At 56.9% G+C, this 22,673-nt stretch carries 15 protein-coding genes and 1 pseudogene; 2 read left to right on the top strand and 14 right to left on the bottom strand.

From position 1 onward, the window contains the following. Positions 1 to 168: 168 nt before the first annotated feature. From glcF to GTQ55_RS07205, 10 genes and pseudogenes are all read right to left on the bottom strand, one after another. Complete coding sequence (glcF, locus tag GTQ55_RS07245; RefSeq protein ID WP_161858130.1) at positions 169 to 1,491, bottom strand: glycolate oxidase subunit GlcF; 1,323 nt, start codon at positions 1,489 to 1,491, stop codon at positions 169 to 171. Continuing rightward, entirely contained in the window at positions 1,491 to 2,579 is a 1,089-nt protein-coding gene (locus GTQ55_RS07240; RefSeq protein ID WP_161858129.1) for an FAD-binding protein, read from the bottom strand. Before GTQ55_RS07240 ends, glcF begins: the two co-directional genes overlap by 1 nt. After that, positions 2,572 to 4,023 (bottom strand): FAD-linked oxidase C-terminal domain-containing protein, encoded by a 1,452-nt coding sequence (locus GTQ55_RS07235; RefSeq protein ID WP_161858128.1) that lies wholly within the window; start codon positions 4,021 to 4,023, stop codon positions 2,572 to 2,574. Before GTQ55_RS07235 ends, GTQ55_RS07240 begins: the two co-directional genes overlap by 8 nt. A 50-nt stretch (positions 4,024 to 4,073) precedes the next feature. After that, entirely contained in the window at positions 4,074 to 5,261 is a 1,188-nt protein-coding gene (locus GTQ55_RS07230) for an acyltransferase family protein (protein WP_161858127.1), read from the bottom strand. 3 nt (positions 5,262 to 5,264) lie between these two features. Further along, complete coding sequence (locus GTQ55_RS18115) at positions 5,265 to 6,275, bottom strand: exo-beta-N-acetylmuramidase NamZ family protein (protein WP_420028976.1); 1,011 nt, start codon at positions 6,273 to 6,275, stop codon at positions 5,265 to 5,267. Positions 6,276 to 6,431: 156 nt separating this feature from the next. Further along, positions 6,432 to 6,980: pseudogene (locus GTQ55_RS18110) on the bottom strand (M15 family metallopeptidase); the annotation flags it as partial. A gap of 143 nt (positions 6,981 to 7,123) precedes the next feature. After that, the gene (locus GTQ55_RS07220) at positions 7,124 to 9,235 is read right to left on the bottom strand and encodes an aminotransferase class I/II-fold pyridoxal phosphate-dependent enzyme (RefSeq protein WP_161858126.1); all 2,112 of its coding nucleotides are present in this window, start codon (positions 9,233 to 9,235) and stop codon (positions 7,124 to 7,126) included. Positions 9,236 to 9,316: 81 nt separating this feature from the next. After that, positions 9,317 to 10,711, bottom strand: a complete 1,395-nt coding sequence (locus GTQ55_RS07215) for a Na+/H+ antiporter NhaC family protein (RefSeq protein WP_161858125.1) — start codon at positions 10,709 to 10,711, stop codon at positions 9,317 to 9,319. Between the two features lie 179 nt (positions 10,712 to 10,890). Next, positions 10,891 to 11,973, bottom strand: coding sequence for a S66 peptidase family protein (locus tag GTQ55_RS07210; RefSeq protein WP_183946560.1), 1,083 nt, complete (start codon positions 11,971 to 11,973; stop codon positions 10,891 to 10,893). A 38-nt stretch (positions 11,974 to 12,011) separates the two neighbouring features. Beyond that, a complete protein-coding gene (locus GTQ55_RS07205) occupies positions 12,012 to 13,619 on the bottom strand; it encodes a serine hydrolase (protein WP_161858124.1) in 1,608 nt (535 codons plus the stop codon). Between the two features lie 206 nt (positions 13,620 to 13,825). Between GTQ55_RS07205 and GTQ55_RS07200 the strand changes: the two genes are divergently transcribed. Then, on the top strand, positions 13,826 to 15,325 hold the full coding sequence (locus GTQ55_RS07200) for a transglutaminase-like domain-containing protein (protein WP_237567873.1): 1,500 nt from the start codon (positions 13,826 to 13,828) through the stop codon (positions 15,323 to 15,325). A gap of 92 nt (positions 15,326 to 15,417) precedes the next feature. Here the strand turns inward: GTQ55_RS07200 and GTQ55_RS07195 are convergent, their stop codons facing one another. The 4 genes from GTQ55_RS07195 to GTQ55_RS07180 all read right to left on the bottom strand — a co-directional run bounded on the left by GTQ55_RS07195 (position 15,418) and on the right by GTQ55_RS07180 (position 21,956). After that, on the bottom strand, positions 15,418 to 16,203 hold the full coding sequence (locus GTQ55_RS07195) for a MurR/RpiR family transcriptional regulator (protein ID WP_161858122.1): 786 nt from the start codon (positions 16,201 to 16,203) through the stop codon (positions 15,418 to 15,420). 33 nt (positions 16,204 to 16,236) lie between these two features. Continuing rightward, complete coding sequence (locus GTQ55_RS07190) at positions 16,237 to 17,331, bottom strand: dipeptide epimerase (protein ID WP_161858121.1); 1,095 nt, start codon at positions 17,329 to 17,331, stop codon at positions 16,237 to 16,239. Positions 17,332 to 17,342: 11 nt separating this feature from the next. Beyond that, positions 17,343 to 18,809, bottom strand: coding sequence for an SH3 domain-containing protein (locus GTQ55_RS07185; RefSeq protein WP_161858120.1), 1,467 nt, complete (start codon positions 18,807 to 18,809; stop codon positions 17,343 to 17,345). Positions 18,810 to 19,049: 240 nt separating this feature from the next. Then, on the bottom strand, positions 19,050 to 21,956 hold the full coding sequence (locus GTQ55_RS07180) for a TonB-dependent receptor (RefSeq protein WP_237567872.1): 2,907 nt from the start codon (positions 21,954 to 21,956) through the stop codon (positions 19,050 to 19,052). Between the two features lie 412 nt (positions 21,957 to 22,368). Here GTQ55_RS07180 and GTQ55_RS17930 point away from each other — a divergent pair, with 412 nt between their 5' ends. Further along, complete coding sequence (locus GTQ55_RS17930; protein WP_237567871.1) at positions 22,369 to 22,632, top strand: hypothetical protein; 264 nt, start codon at positions 22,369 to 22,371, stop codon at positions 22,630 to 22,632. Positions 22,633 to 22,673 lie beyond the last annotated feature (41 nt).

Genomic DNA, 22,673 nt, shown 5'->3' with positions numbered 1-22,673 from the left:
TTATTGTTGGGTAATGCACTCTCTAGAACGGGGAGAGAAAAACGCATCACGGGTCCATCACAGCGGCTCATGATGGACCCGACCAGTTGGCAGGTATCGGTCAGGGCTATGGTCGTAAAGGTTTGCGCGCAGAGACCCGGTATTTACCGGAAAAACGTGATGTGCCACTCAGGAATCCGGCAGAGCATCCGCCAGAATTTCCAGCCAGTGACACACGGGTTTGTCGGTACCCCCCTGTAAATACAGCTGGCATCCGATATTGGCAGTGATAATGGATTTTGGGTCATGCTCCTGCAAATGTCGCAGTTTTTCACTACGCAGGCGTTTGGACATGCCCGCTTGTAGGATCGAGTATGTGCCCGCCGACCCGCAGCACAGGTGGCTGTCTGTCACCGGCGGAAGTGTTATACCGAGCCCCTGCAACAGCCTCTCAACCCGGCCACTGAGCCCCTGCCCGTGCTGCAGGGTGCAGGGACAGTGGAACACCAGGTCCAGGTCGCGCAACCTGTTGCCAAACACGGGGGGCACTTCAGCAAAAACCCTTTCCAGTAATTCCACAGGATCACAGATCAATGCTGCCAGTATTGCCGCTTTTTCACGGTATTCTGGGTCATCCACCAGCAAGTGCGGGTAATCTTTCAGGTGTACACCGCAACCGGATGCGGTGGATACGATAGCGCGCAAGGACGTATTTCCATCCTGCCCCTGCTGGTATAAGGGCCACCACGCATCGATGTTTGTGCGGGCAAGATCGCGCGCCTCCGCTTCTCCGCTGGTATGAAAACTGGCCGCACCGCAGCAGTTTGCAGCGGAACTGTGCAGCACGGGAATACCGCTGTGTTGCAGTATTTTCTCCAGCGCCACATCAGTCTGTGGACGCAGGGATGGCTGTACGCACCCGCGCACCAGCAGGACCGTCCCGGCTTCAACTTGTTGCGTGAATGTACCGGAGCGGAGCCCGGGCTGCACCGGGGTCGATTGCCCGTTAGAGCGAGTGTGGTTTCGGGGGCGGGTAAACTGGTGTGCACCCACCGGAAAATACACCCGACGGACTCGGGCGGGTAACAGAACCGAAAACCAGCGCCCCATCCTGATCAATGCCGCGAACAAGCCTCGAGTCACCAGCAATTTACGCAGCCCCCAACGCAGCCCCCGCTGCCACAGCCCGCGTGGTGCAAGCCGCTCACTGGCACTGCGGCCGATGGCGACCAGTTTGTGATACTCCACTCCGGATGGGCAGGTCGTTTCACAGCTAAGGCAGGTCACACAGCGGTCAAGGTGGGTACGCGTGACTGCCGAGGCGCTGCCCTGCTCCAGCATTTCCTTGATCAGATAAATGCGCCCGCGCGGACTGTCCAGCTCATTGCCGCCCTGCAAATACGTAGGGCAGGTAGCCGTGCAAAAGCCACAGTGCACGCAAGCGTTCAAGACCTCCTCCGCGCGCCGCATCTCCGTCTGCGGCAATAGCCCCTCAATCAAATTAACCTGCATCAGCGGTCCTCCGCAGCACAGAATACCGCCTTGAACTGCACCGGGTTAAACAGCCCGAGAGGGTCGAGCGCGGCGCGCAGTCCACGGTGCCAGCCGGGTGCATCCACCAGGGAGGGAACACCGGGCCCCCGCAGTACCCGCACAAAGCCACCAAGTCGGGCGGCGTCTCGTGCCAACGCGTGGTGATCGCCATCGCGCACCCACACGCGTGCCCCCTCCCACTCAATCAATCCCTCGCCAGTGCTGAGCGGCAACTGGGAAAACCGCGGCAAGCACGCATAGGCCAGGCGATCGCCACCAAAAAATGGCAGCTGCAAATTCGTCAGTGCCGTCCAGTCAAGGTCCGAGGCATCGCCGCCCAACTCCCTCACCGAATCATGCACCGCGACAGCGCGGCCGCTAAAGCGCAGATGCAGCTTCCCATCCAGATAACAGGTACCGGAAAGTAGCGGGCGCAACGCACGGGTGCGCTGCCACCACTGTGGTAGCTCAGAGGGGGCGATCTCGAAACTTATCGCCGCCCTGTGTTCGGCGCGGGGTTGCAGCCGCAGTGTGACATCCAGAATCGCACCCAGGGTTCCGAGCGCGCCAACTTGAAGCCGGGCCAGATCATAGCCCGCGACATTTTTCATTACCTGGCCACCGAAACGCACAATTTCACCGCGACCATTGATTACACGGCAGCCCAGAACACTGTCCCGCAACGACATGCCAAAAGCGCGCGCAGGGCCGTCCCAGCCTGTGGCTATGGCACCGCCGAGCGTACTCTGTGCCGATGGCTGCGGTAGCTCAGCGGCAAAGCTCTGGTTGTGCCCAGCGAGCAGTGCTTCGAGCTCACTCAGGGGCGTACCCGCGCGGGCACAAAGGGTGAGTTCTTCCGGCTGATAATCCACCACGCCGCGGTGTGCACCCAGGGCAAGGGTTGCCCCCGTCGGCAGGCCAAAGGTGGCGCGACTGCCATTACCACCGAGCGTAAGGTGTCGCCCAGGCAGGTCATCATTTAGGGCTGCTGCATACAGCACCCCAACCTGCGCAGCAAGCGGTTCTGCATGGTCCTGCGCTGCTAGCGCGTGAAAATTCTCAGTCACCGGATCGCCTCAATGCACGGTATTCCTGACAACGGGCCAGGGTGGGAATCTGTTTGTCAGGATTGAGAAGTCCGGAGGGATCGAGGGCACGCTTGATCGCGCGGAACTGTTCCAGTTCCGCATCGTTGAACTGCACTGCCATCTGGTTGATTTTTTCGAGACCCACACCATGCTCCCCGGTAATGGTGCCACCCACGGCGATACAGTACTCGAGGATATCCGCGGCCAGTTTCTCTGTGCGCGCAAGCGCATCGGGCTCTGAGCCATCAAACATAATGATCGGGTGCAGGTTGCCGTCACCAGCATGGAATACATTGGCCACACGTAAACCGTATTTCTCGGAGAAGCGCTCCGTGGCTTCAAGCACTTCGCCGATGCGATGCCGCGGAACGGTGCCATCAATGCAGTAGTAATCGGGGCTGAGTCGACCAATGGCCGGGAAGGCGCTTTTACGCCCTTTCCACCAGCGCGCACGTTGCCCATCGTCCGCGGCACGCTGCACGCGAGTCGCCCCGGACACTTTCAATACCTGCTCGACAACAGCCAGCTCCACGTCCACTTCCTGCGGGTGCCCATCCAGGTCAATCAATAAAATCGCGGCGGCCTCAAGATCGTATCCAGCGTGGCAGAACGCTTCGGTGGCGGAGATCGCAAGCTTGTCCATCATCTCCAGTGCCGCGGGAATGACACCCGCACGCACGATGGCAGAAACCGCATCTGCCGCTGCCCGCACACTGGCAAAATCCGCCATCAGGGTTCGCGTCTGCTCAGGTATCGGGGTCAACTTGACGGTTACCTCGGTGATCACGCCGAGCCCCCCCTCACTGCCATGTACCAGCGCCAGCAGGTCATACCCCGGCTGGCTGAGACAATCGCCACCAAGGGTGAGAATCTCTCCGACGCATTCAGCAGAGGCTGAGACCAGGCGTACCGACAGCACATTGTGAACAGTAACGCCGTACTTAAGGCAGTGCACGCCGCCCGCATTTTCTGCCACGTTGCCCCCAATGGAGCAGGCAATCTGTGACGAGGGGTCCGGCGCGTAATACAGGCCGAGGGGAGCTGCCGCCGTGGAAATCTGCTGGTTGATGACACCGGGCTGCACCCGCGCAGTCATCGCCTGTGGATCCAGGTCGAGAATCCGGTTCATTGGTGCAGTCACCAGCAACAGGCCCTGCGCCATTGGCTTGGCGCCAGCAGAGAGACCGGTTCCGGCACCCCGGGATACCAGCGGTACGCCAAACTGATGGCACAAACGCAGCGCCGAGGCCACCTCTTCCTCACTCGCCGCAAGCGCCACCGCCAATGGCCGCTCACAGTAGACTGGAAGTGCATCGCACTCATAAGGCGCGATCGTTTCGCGCCCGCAGAGAAGCCTTTCCCCGGGAAAAATTTTGCGCAGCGCCGTCAGGAATGACTCGCGACTGGCGTCCGGAAGCCCCATCACATGCTCATCCCCCAATCCGCAAATGAAAAATTCGCATGTACCCGATCTCACACTTTCCAGAATATTCGGCGGCGATACATCTGCCACATCACCAGGTAGAACACCGCCAGGCTGGCGACGGCAAACGCCAGAGAGCCAGCGTAATTGCCGAACAAGGGTTGGAATACAGTTTGGAAGAGCCACCCTTTGAGCGTGGTATCGCCCACGGGAACCATAATTAGCAGCCGTCCCACCACACCGGCCAGCATAAACAGTGCGATCGCATTGACCCCGAAGACCAGTAGTGGCGCGAATGCCCGGCGACGTTCGCGAATATCGACCAGGTAGAAAAGCCCGGCCAGCAGTAGCGCCGATACACCGGCGGTAACCAATACAAAACTGGGTGACCAAAGCGCCTTGTTAATTGGAACCCACGGGTGCAACAGCTGCCCGAGTATCAACATCACTCCGCCGGCCAGCGACCAATCGCGGCACAGCCGAAGTTGCGCTACGGCATCGGTTTTACTGTGTTTCCAGGCAAGGCCGGCAAGCACTCCCAGGAGACAGGTGGAGGCAGCAGAAAACGTAGTGAGAATCCCCTCCGGGTCAAACGCGAGAGGTTCGGCAGCTCGGTAATACAGGTGATCAGCGCCCAGCAACCATTGATCCAGCCAGGCGGAAAAGTGATTGCCAAACACCAGTTGCCCCTGAAAAGTTTCCCCCGCTGCAGTCTGGTAGGGAACAAACAACATTAGCAACCATGGAACCAGGGTGCACAACACCGCAGCGACAATCAAACCGGGGGCCCGCAACCAGTACACCAGATAGCTACAGAAGAGGTATACCAGTGCAATCCGCTGCAATACCCCCATCCAACGGATACCTTCCACACGGTCCTGTAGCCAACTGTAGGAATCATCGCGGAAATTGTAAAAGAACACTGCCAGGAAAAGCCCCAGTGCGAAAAGCTTCAGTGCCCGACTCCACTGCGCCCACCCCACCGCAGGAAATGGCTTACCGCGGCCACAGGAAAGTACCATCGACAAACCAACGACGAACAGGAACAGCGGGAAAATCACGTCGGTAGGCGTCCAGCCATGCCACTGCGCGTGTGCCATGGGCGCATACACATAGGACCAGCTGCCTGGATTGTTGACCAGAACCATAGCCGCAATCGCCAGCCCCCGCAGCAGATCCACCGACATCAGGCGACCACTGGGAACCTGATCCAGGATATCCCTGATATGTCGCTGCACTGCTCAGTCCTCCGGGTACAGAAGATAGGGCTGGCGCTGTTGGCGAAATGCCACCAGGCCAGGCTGCCAGGATGCACGAATTTGCTTGGCACTCGACCCGGCCATTACCGCCTCGCGCAATTGATCAGTACCCGCGAGTTTGTCGAAAAAATCTGCACGGGAAAAAAACATCTCGGGAGACTCATTGGTGCGCCGGGACCAGGACACCAGCGGTTCGAGAGTGAACCGGATGTCTGGGCTTGCCTCGCGCAGATCATCCCCGTGCAACTGCTTGCCATTGTGCTTGGGATTTTCACTGGCGCCAGCGACCGGCGCCGGAATAAACGCAAACTCGCCAAGGCTATCCGACGGGTGTCCCAATGCTTGAAACGGAAATTCGGTGCCCCGCCCTACGCTCACCGTTGTTCCCTCAAACAAGCCCAGGGAGGGGTAAAGGCGAATGGAAAGATCATTGGGAAGGTTGGGAGACGGACGTACCGGCAGGCTGTATGCCATATTTTTGCGATAGCCGGCCACCGGGATTACGGTAAGTGCACATTGCGCACCGTCCTCGAGCCAGCCCTCGCCATTAATCATCTGCGCCAGCTCACCCACTGTCATTCCATGCACCAACGGTATCGGGTGCATGCCGACAAAACTCTGGAATTCTTTTTCCAGCACCGGCCCATCAATGTAGTCGCCGTTGGGGTTGGGGCGGTCCAGCACCAGCAGCGGCACCTGATGGTCCGCGCAGGCCTGCATCAGGTAATGCAGTGAGCTTATATAGGTGTAAAAGCGCACCCCCACATCCTGAATATCGAACACCAGCCAATCCAGGCCGGCAAGATCCTCCGCTGCCGGGGCATATTGTCCGCCGTACAGGGAAACGATGGGTAGCCCACTGGGGCCGTCGATCCCGTCATCTACCTTGCCACCATTCTCAACGTTACCGCGTACGCCGTGCTCAAGTGCGAATACCTTTTCAAGGCCCACCCGACGTTCGCGCAGAAAATCGATCAGGTGTGACGCTCCCACACGGGAAGTCTGGTTGACGACCAGACCCACGCTCTGGTTGCGCAGTAGTGGCAAATACTGTTCCGGCTGCTCGGCACCCACGCGCAACCTGTCAGCGCGAGCGATAGGCTCATCCCGCTGTGCTGGTGATACCTCCCCGGTCAGCGATGTTTTCGTCACGGGCACATCAAAGTATGTATCCGGATAGGGCTCAGGCTTGAAGGTATAGTGCCACCACTCCTGGGCATAATTGGTGAAGCCTTCCGCCTCCATCGCCGCGCGCAAGCGCAGACGATTGGCCCGCGCAGTAGTGTCGCTCAGCGGATACTCCGTGGCTGAGCGTTCGTCCATAAAATCGAACCCGGTGCCCATATCCAGAGCCTCACCACTATCGAGCCGATAGAGGGTCAGGTCCACGGTGGCGCCCCGGCTATGGCCGGAGCGCTCGGCGATATAGCCGCGCTCGAACATCCTGGACTTTTCTTCACGCGGATAGAAATCCGCTTTGGTGGTGTGATCTTCCGGTGCGGCCGCCCAGCGCACAAAGTGATCGACCGCGCGCTGAGGACGATAGCAATCGAACAATTCCAGGCCCAGCCCGTCCTGTGCCAGGTTCGCAGCCACCTCTTTCAGTGCTTCCGCCGCTACCGGCGTCAGCATACAGAGGTTCTCGCGATACCCGTCCAGCGGCTGTCCCACCAGGTTTTCCGGGGTGACATAGCGCATGGCGATTTTCAGGTGATCACCGCTGACTGCAACGAATTCAGGGTCGTTCGATTCAGCCCGCAGCGGCTGGTCGATACGTTCCTGGCAGGCGCCCAGCGCAATACTCGACATGATCAGTGCCACGCACTGTACCCATACCTGTTTCATAACGCCTCCTGAGCATTGTCCAGTACACACGATGCCGATGTACCTCTGGGTGATAAGGGCGGATTCGACGACGCAGATTCGAATAATGCTTGAAACTCCATCGCAGCGGCGGCTGCCTCTGCTTTCGTCAATACACGCAGTGCCGGTGTGGCACCAACCTGTCGCAGGCCGTGCATCTCCAGATCCGCACGCTCGCTGGTAAAAGCGATAATCGAATCGAGAATTTCTGCAGTAATCACTTGCCCCGGCACCAACAATGGAATTCCCGGTGGATATGGGACGACTTCATCGCACGCAACCCGCCCCACCAGAGCCTCGCGCCCCACCCCATGCCAGCTGAGCTTTTCTCCACGAGAAAAATATGCAGTACGCGGAAGTGCAACGATATCGCTTAGCGCCGGCAGTTCCTGCCCGTGCATATCCGCAGCGCCGGTGACTGCGTCGGTACTCGCACCCTCTGACCTGCCCGGTGCCTCCTGCGAGAGCTGGCGCAAGGCCTGCTTCAAGCGCAGCACCTTGCTTTCGGTAGTGCCGATGGTTACAAGAAAAGACAGCGTGTTATGCGTGTTCTTCTCTACCTGAATACCAAACCCGGTAAACAGCCGCGCTTGCGCAGACGGGGCACTCAGGCCCGCACAACCGACATCAATGGTTACCTTGGTGGGATCCAGTCGAATACCGTCCTGTGCCAGCACGGTGTCACACAGGTCCGCCACGCCAAGGCTACGGAATGCCGTACACTGGTCGACAAAGCCACGGATCTCTTCGGCAAACCCCAGCGTGCGGTCGAGCACCGTATACCCTTCGATGCTCATCTGCTTGCGCGCCACATCCAGGCTGGCAATCATTCCGTACTGGGGACTGGTGGAGGTATGCATGTTGATATCTTCGCGGAAACCGGCCGCATCAAAATCACTGACACCGGTACCTGTGCCAAGTGCGAAGCAAGACCGATCATCGGCCTCGCCGTGGCCGGATTGTCGCCAGGAAAAATCCCCCACATGAATCATGCTGGCCTGAGAGAAGGCCGAGAGCATTTTGTGCGTGGATTGGGTTACAAAGTCCGCGCCACATTCCAGTGCCGTCGGGCGTAGCTCGGGGTGAAAGCGGCCGTGTGCATACCAGGCCTCGTCAATCAGCACGAAGAGACCCGCGCGGTGAGCATATTCAATGATTGGCCGCAGGTCGTAACGTAATCCGTCATAGGTACAGGAGGTCAGCACTAGCAAACGGGCGCCGGGATTGGCGTCGATGGCGGAAAAGATTTGCTGACGCGGCACCGGCCCATATATCCCATAGTGCTGATTGACAGCGGACTCCAGGTATACCGGCAGCGCGCCACTCATAATCATCGCGTGATGTACTGATTTGTGGCAGTTGCGATCAACGATCACCCGATCGCCATGTCGCAACAGGTGCTGCAAAACAATCTTGTTCGAGGTAGAGGTACCGTTGGTGACAAAATAACTGTGGCGGGCGCCGAACGTTTTTGCGGTGAGCTGTTGCGCCTGCCGGATCACGCTGATGGGATCCATTAAAGAGTCCAGCATCTTTACGCTGACCGATAGATCCGTATTAAAAATATGCTCGCCCATAAACCGGTAGAAATCTGCGATCCAGGGACTGGTACTCAGGCTGTCGCCACTGGAATGTCCCGGGGTATGCCAGGAATCCCTTGCCGCGTAGACATATTCCCGTAGTGCATCGGCGAAGGGAGTGGCAATTCGCTCAAGTATTATCCGCCGCAAAGTACGGTACACAACACCGTAATTGGACTCCCCGCGCGAAATAACACATTCAAAGCCCTTGCCGCTGGCCTCATCGGCACCAGTCAATAAAACGGCATCAACCTCGGCGCGCTGCTGACGAGCTGCGGCCATGGTGCTTGCGACGTCGCTCGCGGAAAGCCCGCAGTCATCCACCACCAGAATCTGCACTGTGCCGCGCTGCAGTGTACCTGTCAGCCCGTCGCCGTCGGTGTAGGAAAATGTCAGCGACACTGGCGCGCCGGTATCGTGCTCGGCCAATGGGCCCAGCTCGGAAACCCAGCGGTTGGCAAACCCGCTGTCCGCGGTCAGCAACACGATTTCACAGGGACTTTTCTTCATCAATGCCATTCCAGAGTCATTACGCTCAGACCATGTCGGTCAATTATTTAAAATCTTGAATACGCGAGTTGTTCCCGAGCTTTACAGCATCAGATAACCGAGCGCAACAAAGCCAAGGGCGCTCACCAAACCCGCACGCAATGCATAGGGAATCTGGGTACGCACATGGTCGATGTGCTCGGTGCCCGAGGCCAGCGACGATACGATGGTGGTATCGGAAATGGGCGAGCTGTGATCGCCAAAGATTCCTCCGGACAATACCGCCGCAACAAACAGGGCGGGCTCCGCGCCCAGGGCACTGGCTACCGGAATGGCAATGGGCAGCATGATGCTAAAGGTCCCCCAGCTGGAACCCACTGAAAACGCAATCACCCCGGATACCAGAAAAATAACAGTAGGCAGCAGGGCCAGAGGAATCGAATCCCCTACGAGTCCCGCTACGTACTGCCCGGTACCCAGGGTTTTCGAGATGGAGCCCAGTGCAAGCGCAAGCACCAGAATGATCGCCAGTGGCAGCATGCGTCCGGCGCCTTCCATCCATGTGTGGCTTAACTCATCCAACGACATACTGCGCTGCAATAACACCATCACCGATATACAGGTAAGAGCCGCGAGCGAGGCCCAAAGTACCGATGTAGAACCAGAGCCCTGGAAGATCTTTCCTTCACCGGTAATCCACAGGCTGAGCGGCATCGCCAGAATCAAAACCAGAACCGGCAGCAGCATATTGACTGCACGCGGCTTGATGTGGCTTTTCTCCCCAGTGCTCGCGCTGATATCGAGCCCATCCAGCTTGCCGCCACTGGTGCGTCCCTGAACCTTTGCCATGGGTCCAGGGTTGTAGTCCCGCGCAATGGTATACGCCGTCAATGCCACCGCGCTGATGGCATACAAATTCAGCGGAATGCTGGCAAGCAGCACTTTCAGAGGGTCCTCAACTCCGAGACCATCGAGCAACCCGAGATTGAAAGCGCCCCAGGCATTCAGTGGAATCAGCATGCATACCGGCGCGGAGGTGGAGTCAATGATGTACGCCAGCTTTTCCCTTGCAACCCGAAACCGGTCAAATAATGGACGGGAAACGGTACCAGCGACCAGAACGGTAATGTTTGACTCGATAAAGATAACGATACCGATGAGCCACGCCATCCACTGTGCACGCTTGCCATTGGTGACCCAGCGACTGCGTTCGAGGAACCGCACAAAACCACTGACTGCACCACTGCGCTCCAGGGTGATAATAAAAGCACCAATCACCAGGGTGAACATCACTACCCGGGCATCTCCGGGGTTCGCCAATACCGCCAGCACACCATCCAGTGCCTGTGCCAGGGATGGGAAAAAGCCGGAATCATTCAGAAGGAAAAATCCCAGCCAGATCCCGGCAAACAGCGCGAGATATACCTGGCGCGTCAGCAGCGCAAGGCCAATGGCGATAAACGGGGGCAGCAGTGTGAGCCAAGAGAGTTCTGTCATACGAAGGTCTAGCTATTGTTATATTTGTGATCAGGCGGCCGCTTGCACCATGCTAGCAGTTGTCGCCCACGGAGAAATGGCGGCAGTTATCGCCGCGACCGATAGCCGCCGTGCAAAGGCGCCCCTGAGCAGGAAGCAAAGCCATGGCACCATCGAAGTGTGAAACAGCGGGAAGCAGATCAGGAAACCACCGCGTCACGCAACAGCAGTGTACCAGCGTCGCCGTCAAGTTCCGCCAACGCGCCCACAGGTACTACAGTCTGATCTTTCACGTGACCGATCATCAGCCCACGCACTACCGGCACACCAAGGTCTGCGGTGCGCTCGCGCAAGACATGTTCCATACTGAACGTATTACCGTCACTATCGGCCTCGGTGAACTTGCCAAATACAATCCCCGCCACCTGCTGCAGTTTCCCCGCAAGCCATAACTGGGTAAGCATCCGGTCCACCCGATAAGGTGCCTCACCCACATCTTCCAGAAACAGGATTTTTCCGCGGTAATCCGGCTCGAATGGCGTACCAACGAGGCTTACCATCAGCGACAGGTTGCCACCAATCAGGCGCCCCTGGGCACGGCCACCGGCGAAGCGCGTAATCCGGTTGCGGTTTTCAACACGACCAGGCGCAGCCTCGAAAGGTGGCGGTGTACCCAGCGGCACCGGCCGTTCGCCGTGCACCAGCACCTTTTGATATTCTGCCAGGGTGTAATCGGTAAAGTTTTGTGCGGCAATGGGCCCGTGGAAAGTCACCATGCCACTGCGATGATAGATCGCATTGAGTAGCGCAGTGATATCGCTGTATCCCAACAGCACCTTCGGGTTGTTGCGAATCAGCTGGTAGTCGAGCATGGGCAAAATACGCGGGGTACCGTAACCACCGCGCAGACAGAACACCGCGTCCACATCCGGGTCGGCAAACATGTAATTCATATCTTCCGCCCGTGCCTCATCCGGGCCGGCAAGATACTGGGTACGCCGGTACAGGTGCTTACCTTCCTTGACTTCAAACCCGAGAGAGCGCACCACGTCACCCGCGAAACGGATATCCTCGTCCTCCCAGGCATTGCTGGCGGGCGTCACCAGCCCCACGGTCATCCCCTGCTCAAGTCTACGCGGGCGCAACAGCTGACTGCCGTCATCGGCACCCCCCTGGCTGTAGCCGTTGGAAGCCAGAGGGCGAACTTTGCTTCCGGCACTGGCTGCAGCCGCACCCAGTAATGGTGCCGACAGTAGGGATTGGATCAATGTGCGCCGCTGCATATCAGGCTCCTCTGATGAAAACGTCTTTCTAATAAATATTATTGTTTGATGGCACCGGCAAGCGCTTCACTTTCAGCCTGCACCGCTTGCTCAAGTTTTTCAAAGCGCAGGTCGTGGAAGTCGTAGCTGAAATCGGTCCCGCGGGACTTTGCCTGCATGGTAAGTAGCAATGCACCGGCTTCACTGCGGTCCGCTACCACCCAGGCATCCGCATTCAGGCTACGGTCATCCCAATGCAGAGCCCATACGCCGTCACTGGCCGCGGTGAGCGTTCCGGTAAGCCGCGGCGACTTGAGCGCGCGCCAGCGCAGCGCATCGCCATCATGGGAGATCTGGATATCCCCGAACCAGGGGTCGCGGTAGCGCCCCGCAAGCACCTCATCTGTCACCCGGGCAAAGCCGACCGGGGCCGCCAACGCTTCCGGCTCTACCGCCTCGGCGGGCGTACCATACAGATCCTGGAAGTAAGCCAGCCAGTCCCGCTCAGGTGCGCCCAGGTAAGGTTTCAGCAATCCGTAAATAAGTGCCTGCCTGGCGGCACCCGCGCTGCGGTTCATCAACACCACGACCGCCAGCTCCTCCTCCGGCACCACCGCTGCCCAGGCGTACATGCCCGACAGCGAGCCGGTGTGGTGGATGACTTTTTTGCCATGCATGTCCTGTACCCGCCACCCCAATGCGTAGGCGTAAAAATGACCACCATCACGCTCGGCACGCTCACGGGAGAACGGCATCAGGGTTTCCGGCCGCCATAGCCGGTCGCGAGTCTGCTCGCTGAACAGACGCTTGCCATCAGCCAACTCCCCACCGGCCAGCAAAACCTGCAGCCAGGTGAGCATATCTGCGGCGCTGCAATGCATGCCGCCAGCTGCCGCGAGGACAATGGGATCATGTCCCGCTAGATTGGGGGTATCCACCACCAGACCTTCAGACTCGAGTCGGTGTGGGTCAGCCAGGTTTGTGCGCGCTTCGGCAGGAACCGGTCCCGCATAACAATGCTCGAGGCCCATTGGGGCGAGCAGTCTCTGCTGAACAAAATCCTCATAGGACAGGCCGGACACTTCGGCGATCAACTCGCCGGCGACAATGTACAGCAGGTTGTCGTAGGCATAGTCCGCGCGAAAGCTGCGGGTAATCGGCAGGTGCGCAAGACTATTCAGCACATCCGCACGGGTGTAAGCATTGGGCTGGGGCCACAGCATCAGGTCGCCAGCGCCGGGGCCCAGTCCGGAGCGGTGCGTGAGCAGGTCCACCACACGAAACTCGGCACTGATCCAGGGGTCGCCCAAGCGGAATTGCGGCAAGTAATCCACTACACGCCCTTCCCACTCCAGCTTGCCCTCTTCCACCAAAAGACCCAACCCGGCCGTGGTGAACGCCTTTGTCGTCGATGCGAGTTTAAACAGTGTATCGCCATCGACTGGTCTGGGGTCTTCCACATTGGTCACACCGAAACCGCGCAAAAGCACCGGCTCCCCCCGATGCCAGATGGCCACGGCCGCTCCGGGCACCTGCTCTTCTGCTATTACACGCTGTACGTAAGTCGCAGCTTCACTCGCACTCAAGGGCTCCCGCTGGCAACCCACCATCAGGCTCAGGCCGATTGCCCAACAGATAAATACAGCAGTTGCGTTGATACGGCCCATGTGACAAATGTCTCCTTATTAGCGCGATCTCATATCAGCGCACGCTTGACGCGGCGCGCTCATCAGAATAATTTATCAACCATGAATCTTTAAGTAAATAATAAACTATTCCTAAATTTGGGAGGCCGAGCTCAACTCTGCACTCCCCAAATCGAGAAGCCACTTTCTTCGACGGTATCAGTTACCGGTAATAAATGGAGCGCACCGTGCATCGACCCAAAACGGCCAGAACCAACCGGCCCCGCCGCTCAACTTTCTCCCTCTGCCTGCTCGCCAGCGCACTTATCAGCGCAACTGGCGTATCGAGCGCTCCGCTTGCGCAGTCCGCGCAAAGCAGCTTGCCGTCTATCCAGGCACACGTAGACCAGGGGGAGTTCCGGCAGGCAAAACTGGACATCAATGCAATGCAACAACAATCACCGGACGCCCCGGACAGCAAAGCGCTCGCATTTGAATCGGAGCGCATGCGCCGTATCGAGATGGAATTCACCATCAAACCAGAAGATTTACTCGCCTCGATCCAGCGATATATTCCCGACGCTTCCGAAGAGGATGTGGCGCGCTGGAACAAAGCCGGGCTTCTCGAGTACAAAATCATTGACGGTGAGCAGCGCTATTTCAACAAGGCTGCATATAACCTGGTCCATATCTCCGATGCCGCCGCGGCGCGCACCAGCGACTACCGCCGGTTCACCGACAAGGCACCGCTTTACAGTTTGCACCCGCATCACTCGGCCGTGATCGCCGCCCATAAAGACGGCGCGACCCCTTTGCGCAAGCACCTGGAAATCACCTACTCACTGACCGTAGACGCTGACGCAGTACCTGCCGGCGAAACCGTACGTGCCTGGCTACCCTTTCCCAAGGAGCTGCGAGGACGCCAGGAGAATGTCCGCCTGATAGACAGCAAGCCCGCCAAGCATGTTCTCGCCCCGACTGCGACGCCACAGCGCACCATTTACCTTGAAAAGACTGCGCAAGCCGGCACCCCTACAAAATTTGAAGTGCAGTACGCGTTCGACAGCCTGTCCCGCCACACGCGCATTGATGCGGCCGCTGTTACATCGGTTGAGGACAAAGCCCTCGCACCATTCAAGTCCGAGCGCCCCCCTCACATCCAGTTCACACCCGAGCTACGCGCACTCTCGGAGCGCATTGTCGGTAACGAGTCCAATCCGTATCGCATCGCGCAGAAGCTTTTCGCACACGTGGATCAGATTCCCTGGGCCGGCGCCCGGGAGTATTCCACCATTCGCAATATCAGCCAGTATGCCGCACAGGCGGGGCATGCAGATTGCGGCCAGCAAACGCTACTGTTGATTACCCTGATGCGGATGAATGGCATCCCTGCCCGCTGGCAGTCTGGCTGGGAGTTCTCACCGGAGACTTTCGACACCATGCATGACTGGGGCGAGTTCTACCTGGCCCCTTATGGCTGGCTTCCAATGGATGTCACCCACGGTCTACTCGACAGCGATGATGAAGCGCTACGCTGGTTCTATCTTGGCGGACTGGATAGCTATCGACTGATTTTCAACACAGATTACAGCCGCACTTTCGTTCCTGCCAAACAGCACTTCCGCTCGGAAACCGTCGACAGCCAGCGTGGAGAAGTGGAATGGCGCGGCGGCAACCTGTATTTCGATCAGTGGGACTACGAGATGCAGTGGACACCACGGGAAAACCTGAACACCGCCGGCAACTAGCCCCATTACCCTCCCGCTCCAGATCGCACGGATAAAAAAGGCCGCCGGGCAAAGCCGGGCGGCCTTTTTCTTTTGGCGGTGCCCGCCGATAGCTAGGTGGTACTTTCCAGCAATCCGCTGACCAGCCCCTCAATCACATGCAATTGCGCAGAACGGAACAGCAGGCGCTGCAAGGCCTCGTCATCCTCTGACGGCACTACGTACAGTCGAATATCCGAGTGAATACTGGCCGCATTGTAGTTGTAGCGCGTCAGGCTCAACACTTTGACGCCATGTTCCCGTGCGCGATTGGCCACATCTACCAGCGACTCCTCGCCACCGAAATCACACAAAATGCACAGCAGGTCCTCATCGCGCAGTGAGTCCGCAATCCTGTGCTGTAGCTGACCACCCTCATCGAACACCGCCCAACATCCGAGCTCGAGTAACTGATGCGTCAGATAGCGCGCGACAGAAACCGAACCGGGACAGGCGGAAATCTGGATACAGCGCGCATTCCGGATCGCTTTGATCGCCTCCGCCAACTGCTCCGATTCGTTGATACTGACCGTATTCTCCAATACTTCGAGCTTCTTCTGACCCAGGATACTGAGTGGGCTGTCCGACTGCGTAAAATGACGGGGCTGCTCCTCGTCTTTTTCCATACCCGCGCCGGCGTATGATTCGTATACAGCCAGCTTCAGGCTGGGGTAGCCACGGTACCCGAGCTTTTGTGAGAACTTCACCACACTGGATTGGCTTACACCCACCGCATCCGCCAGCTGGGAAGACGAGTAGTCGCGCAATAACTGCGTGTTTTCCAGAATAAAATCCGCAAGCTTTCGCTCGTTGACCGACATCTGGTCGCGCATTGCGCGCATTTTCAAAAGACAGGTCATGGGGTGCTGTATCACTCCGCGTTAAGCCGGCGATCACGCCAGTAGCTGCAGGCCTTCGATCTTTTCGATACCGAGTCCCGGGGTTTCGTTCAGAATGATATCCGCATCCTTGTATGCAGCGCCACCGACCACGGGGTCAAACTTACACAGGGAGGGTACATCCAGGTCCAGCTTGGAGACAACCGGCGCCTTGGCCGCAGCCATGTGCGCAGCAGCAGAGACCCCAATACTGGTTTCCAGCATACAGCCCACCATACACTCCAGGTCATGCAAATCCGCGATATCCGCGATTTTTAGCGCATTCGAAATGCCACCGGTCTTCATCAGCTTGATATTGATAATATCTGCCGCGCGGCGATCGATTACATGCATGACCTCACGTGGCCCAAAAACACTTTCATCGGCCATGATCGGTGTCCGCACACGCTCAGCGATATAGCGCATACCTTCGAGATTATTGGCCTTGACTGGCTGCTCGACGAGCTCCAGCAGCACACCGGCCTCTTCCAGACCACGGATCGCCAATACTGCCTGCTTGGGACTCCAGCCCTGATTGGCATCGAGCCGCAGTAGTGCGCGCCCTTTTACAGCGGCAAAGACTGCCTTGATACGCTCGATATCCAGACCGATATCTTTACCAACTTTCAATTTCAGGATTTCAAACCCGCGTTCAACCGCGCTTTCAGCATCCGCCACCATCTTGTCGATGTAGTCCACGCTGATGGTGATATCGGTGGTGAGACTGTTATCGCCCCCACCCAGCAGGCGGTATAGCGGTGTTTTGTAACTCTGGGCAAACAAGTCGTAAAGCGCGATTTCCACCGCGGCCTTGGCACTGGTGTTATTGATCATTGCGCCCTGGATCCGCCGGGTGAGGCGGTTAAGGTCAGCGACATTCTGTTCCAGCAATAACGGCGTGAAAACGGTGCGTACGGCCTCGATTACCGATCCGTGGGTATCCCCGGTAATCACAGCCGTGGCAGGTGCATTACCGTAGCCTATGTGCCCGGTATCCGTTTCCAGCATGACCACCACATCTTCCACAGCTTCCACCGTGCGCAGCGCGGTTTTGAAAGGAGTCACCAGCGGGACTCGCAACATACCCAGTTTTACGTCGACTATTTTCATGGCAATACCGGTCAGATAATGGATTTTATTGCGTAAATTGCCTCTACGAAGCTCTTCTCACGGGAGAGATGCAAAGGCGTCAATGGCGTGATAGAGACACCCGACAAAGTGCCCCGGTAAAAGCTTGCTTCTTCAGCGGCCGCAGCGGCTTCCTCGGTGTAATAACTCAGGCCGGTTACATCGTGGATAACATACGGCTCACCCTCTACGTCTCCCAGGTACATCATTACATGGCCAGGTATATAGATGAGATCCCCCACCGACAGTTCCGCCAGCGCCTCGCGGCGCGCAACGTGATCATCCGCAGCAAAACGTTTGGTCGGAGCGAATTCACTGTTTCCCTGCTGACCGGAATTGCGCGGCATCAGAATACCGAAAGATTTATACACTTCGCCCACAAAGCCGGTGCAGTCGCGCCCGTTGTAATCATGGCCCCAGCCGTAACGCTCTCCGAGGAACTTGAACGCCTGCTGTAACACCAGAGAAGGACGATACTCCAGATGCCCCAGCGTGACGTCCTGCGCACGCCCGATCAGTGTCGGCTCAAACTCCAAAGCACCACTTTCAGTGCGCACGGGCAGCGAGACAATGTGGCTGGCATGAGGGTTCTGGCCGTTTATCCGGTGCCCGACTTCCGCCGCACTCAGCACCGGCAGTGATACGCCCATATCCAGCACGACTTGCGATGTACGCGGGTCGTCCGGGTTAAAGTTGGTACGCACTTGTGCACCGGTGACGGTCAACCGCGGCGAGCGATTGAACCACTGATTAATCTGCGCCCGCTCGCCGATGGCAACGGCACGCTTCGGCAGCCACGCGGCGTAGTGATAGTTCACCGCAAACCACCATTCACCATCAGCACTTTCGTGCAAAATCGCCAGGCGTTGACCGGGGAACACACCTGTTTCCTGGAAGCGATCCAGATCCCGGTCTTCCACACTTTTCAGCACACGGACGTCCGTGGGGTAGCTGCGCATACTTGCACGCTCCACCACCACACCCCATTGCACGGCTACCGAGTCTTCCACGGAGGAGCGATGTACAGACGCCTCCAGTGCCGCATAGTCTTCAGCACTCACCTCACGGCCGTCGGAAAAATATCGCGGGGATGATGCGGAGCGGCTGATGCCATCAATCAGGGTGAGCACCTGTTCTCGTGAAAGGTGCGAAGGAAATTCATCCAGGTTGTGAAGGTTTGGGTCACGGGCGAGGCTGATACTATTCAGGTCACGGATCCCGGCTGCATCCAGCCTGACCTCATCACTTTGCAACCGTTGCTGCCAGAAGGCTGCCGCCAGCATCGGCTCGCGCAACATTGGTACATCTGTGACGTAATCGACGGCGGCATCAACGGGCTTTTCCGCATCGACGGACTGTCGGGAATAGGCCGTGCTGTCCGTCGATGTATCGCACGCGACAAGCGAAATGACCACCAGTCCAGCACTGGCTGCCCGCACGAACCAATTCAGGCTGTTCATCAGACTCAATCCAAAACTCCACTACTTATTCTTCTCTGAATAGCGCCATTTTAATCCACTTTGACGCTCAATTACGAATAATTTATTCAGAATAATACACGCGCTCAAAAATTATTTAGTCAGCTTAGTCCGCAGCACAAAACCACAGCGACCTCCTGTGTTTGCGCCGCAAAAAAAAGCCCCGGCTAAGCCGGGGCAAGTACATACGATCCAATAGAGTTCTTGTCGATACTTTCGCAGTTAGAAGTCCACACCCAGCGACAGCTGGACTCGACGCGGGCTCCAACGACTGCGCGGCTCACCAAATAGCTCACTATCCACTGAAGGCTGCGGGTTATAGCCAGTCTGGCGATCGAACAGATTAAAGATATCCGCTTTGAACTTAACGGTGTAATCACTCAACACCTTGAAGTCCTGGGTATAGTTCAAATCCATCTGCCAGTGGCTACCGGTACGACGGCTGCCCGCAGGCTCTGCATAACGCATGGTGTCAGAACTACGTCCGTAGATAGAGCCATCCCACGCTTCCCAAGGCTGACCAGACTGATAGGTCAGGAACGCACCGACATTCGCATTCCAGTCCAGAGTGTAGTATCCAAACACTTTGAGCTGATGCGGCCTGTCACCACGCATGGTGCCTTCCTTCAGGTCCCAGGTGTACTGACCGTAATCATCCGCATAGCTCGAAGAGCCGAGGAACAGGTTGAGGTCATTGGTAAAGGAAGTGTTGTCCTGGTCGATATTACCGGTGTACTCACTGTATACATAAGATGCATTCAGGTAACTACGCTCGCCATACCACTCCGCTTCCAGAGACATCTCCCAGTACTTCGTGTAAGCGCCATCCATTTCCGCGATAACGTAAGAGGAGCCGCCAATCTCATCGCGGTATTCCTGCAGGTCAGGAACATACGGACCGAGCGCTTCGATATCCGCAGGCACACAATGCTCATTGATGCCATCGCCATCGAAGTCACCGTAGCAACCCTCATCAGAACGCGCCCAGTTCCAAACGTCTTCCCAGAAGTGGGAGCCTTCGCGGTAACGCACATGCGCGCGAGTATTGATACTGTCACCCCAGGCTTTAGTGGTACCGATGGTGAGCTCATCAACACGGCGCGGCGTCAGATTGTCCTGGAAGATCTTACCGGATGAACCTCTGCGGCCCTGGTTACCCAGGTAATTGCCATCCTCATCCCACCAAACATCCAACTGGCGAGCGGAATTACGATCCCAGGAGGCAGCGCGGGCCAGCGAGCTGGCAGCAGGGTTGTACTGGGCAAAGTTCGCAAATACGGTGTCTTCCCCGTTGTACGCCCAGGTAACGCCCAATCGAGGCTGGATCATATCCTTCCAGTCGATCTCATACATCTCGTACTTGTTGCCCGGCGCAGTTTCAAAGCCAGAATAGTTGCTGGAATTCTTCTTCAAGCCCTGACCGAAGTAAGTATCCTGGCTGATCAGGAAACCAACATTGAAGGTGAAATCATTCCACTCAATAGAGTCATTGATCTCAAAGTTGTGAGTTACCGTGCTCGATACGATGTTCGGCACGGAAGTGCCAGACGCATCCACGAGGCTCATCTGCTCGGTGTAAGACTGGAAATAGATCGGGTCACCATCCGGGGTGGTTTCCTCACCGCCGACATAGTAAATAGCACCCCAGCCGTTCGACATCCGCGACAGGTCTTCTGTACCTTCGGACCACTGATAGCCCATATGCAGCTGATGACTGGTTGGGCCAACGTCAAAGTTGTGCTCCAGCGCCATTTCAAAGCCTTTGCGATAGAAGGACTGATCATTGATGGAGCTATAGCCACCAACGCCGCCACCACCAACAAGCTCACCGTCATCATTTACATAACCGTATGCGTCAATCAGATCCTGAGCCAGATCATTGTCGTAGTCGGGGTTGTCCGGATCCAGATTGGGAACACTGAAGTAACCCATCTGGTCCAGCTGGGCTAAATCCAGAGCAGCGCCATAGGTAGGCTGAATTGAGAGGTAATTATCCGGGCCACCCACCGTCTCCAGAGCGTAATCACTGTACTGGAAAGTAAAGGTGGTGCTGTCGCTGATAATCCACGAACCATCAAAGGTGATGATATCCTGATTGGATTTTTCACCCGAGGAAACTGAATCTGCCTCATTAAACCCGACTGAGAGACCCTCACCGACTCGCTCTGAGGTACGGTAGCTGGCATTCAGCAGAATATCCTCAGTCACCGCATAGGTCAGCTTACCGAAGTACTCGTCACGCTCGCTCAGATAGTCTTTGGTGGGACCGTAGGCGGTTTCTTTGTTATCACGAGATACGGTGGGCCCGTAATAAGAGCCGTAGAAGAACAGGGTATCTTCGACCAGCGGACCGCTGAAATTTGCAGTGGTCCAGTCATATTCGGTTTGAGATCTCACACCGTCAACGGTCTCTGCACGCAGATTCGCAGGCTGAAACCTGTAATTAACGCTGCCTTTAAATTCGTTGGTACCAGATTTTGACTTGGTATCCACGCTCACACCGCCGGCACGGTTAAAGCCAATCGCCCTGGCACCGCCACGCTCGACCGCAACCTGCTCAATGTCCTGACTTGAAGGCTCTGCAGCGAGCGTACCGAACATTGGCAGCGTCACGTTTACGCCGTCAAACGCATAGGTATTGTCCTGGCCACTGCCGCCCGCATTGGGACCGCGGACGGAGTCTTGGGAAACTTGCACCCCGGGAAGCAGCTTCATCAGGTCGCGATAGCTTTGGCCAACCGGCAGCGCACCAATTACATCCGCCCCAATCGCGTTGGAGACTGATGCGCCCCCGCCTACAACTTCGACCTGCTGGCCGAACACGGCAATCTCTTCCATTTCCTCGGCTGTCGCGTCCGGTGCCATCATCACTTGGACATTGGAGCGCTGATCCAGCAACACTCGGGTTTTAACCGTGCGGGTGATGCCGTCTTCAGTAGTCAGAGTAAGCGTGTAGGTACCGGGAATCAGGGCAGGCAGCCTGAAATCGCCGTCAGCATCGGTTTCAACCGTTCTTTTTTTCGGCATTACCGGGCTGGTTGCGGTGATCTTCACACCAGCCGCTTCGACATTTTCGTCGAGGTAAACTGTACCCTCGATACTCCCCGACTGCTGAGCCGCAACAGACACTGAGAACAACACGCCTGCAACTGCCGCAGCCGAGCGTGAAAGTGTTGTTGAGGTTGCACTCTGGAGTGAGGAACTCAATTTCGTTTTCTGAAACATGGATGGCCTCCCAGGCTTTTATTGTGTTGGTCCCCAATCGGGAAACGTTCGATCTGTGACCGGAGCTCCCTATCAGCGCCAGCGGTGGTGCACTCTTATTTTTTAGAAAAGTCGCTCAACCTATCGGTCGAACCGATAATTTATACCCTTGGCACCTACCGCACGGAATAAGATATTCCTGAAGCCATTCTGCTGAAAAAATTCTTCTGACGCGAGAACATAATCATAAAAAATTCAAAAAAATATCCGGAAAATGACAAAAAGACACTTTTGACAGCTTGTATGGCGCGAATACCAACAAAGAGAGAAGTGAACGGTGACAGAGGAAAAAAAGGGAACGAATAAAATATCGAAGATATTCCCGCATGCGAGAAGCATTATGCGCCAAACACCGCGCCCCATGCGGGACGGCGATAACCGCACGCCCCGACGACATGCATCTACCCGGGCAATAAATTCTGCACCGGTTTCACAATCCAGCGGTGAAAAAAAGATGAAAGTAGGAAGTATGACCGGGCACCATTCAACGCCAATTAAAAAATTCCAAGAAAAACACACACGAAGAATTTTTTATTTGTAAAATGGGGAGGCATTTGACAGCACGGCGCATTAAACGGCCTA

The organism is Microbulbifer hydrolyticus, assembly GCF_009931115.1.
GTDB classification, from domain to species: domain Bacteria; phylum Pseudomonadota; class Gammaproteobacteria; order Pseudomonadales; family Cellvibrionaceae; genus Microbulbifer; species Microbulbifer hydrolyticus.
Note: the sequence above shows the minus strand (reverse complement) of the source record. Positions and strands in the feature narration are given on the sequence as shown.

Bases quoted from the DNA above. Each gene is read 5' to 3' on its own strand.
- glcF (WP_161858130.1), bottom strand. From the start codon at position 1,491: ATGCAGGTTAATTTGATTGAGGGGCTATTGCCGCAGACGGAGATGCGG.
- GTQ55_RS07235 (WP_161858128.1), bottom strand. From the start codon at position 4,023: ATGGGGCTTCCGGACGCCAGTCGCGAGTCATTCCTGACGGCGCTGCGC.
- GTQ55_RS07220 (WP_161858126.1), bottom strand. From the start codon at position 9,235: ATGAAGAAAAGTCCCTGTGAAATCGTGTTGCTGACCGCGGACAGCGGG.
- GTQ55_RS07215 (WP_161858125.1), bottom strand. From the start codon at position 10,711: ATGACAGAACTCTCTTGGCTCACACTGCTGCCCCCGTTTATCGCCATT.
- GTQ55_RS07210 (WP_183946560.1), bottom strand. From the start codon at position 11,973: ATGCAGCGGCGCACATTGATCCAATCCCTACTGTCGGCACCATTACTG.
- GTQ55_RS07205 (WP_161858124.1), bottom strand. From the start codon at position 13,619: ATGGGCCGTATCAACGCAACTGCTGTATTTATCTGTTGGGCAATCGGC.
- GTQ55_RS07195 (WP_161858122.1), bottom strand. From the start codon at position 16,203: ATGACCTGTCTTTTGAAAATGCGCGCAATGCGCGACCAGATGTCGGTC.
- GTQ55_RS07190 (WP_161858121.1), bottom strand. From the start codon at position 17,331: ATGAAAATAGTCGACGTAAAACTGGGTATGTTGCGAGTCCCGCTGGTG.
- GTQ55_RS07185 (WP_161858120.1), bottom strand. From the start codon at position 18,809: ATGAACAGCCTGAATTGGTTCGTGCGGGCAGCCAGTGCTGGACTGGTG.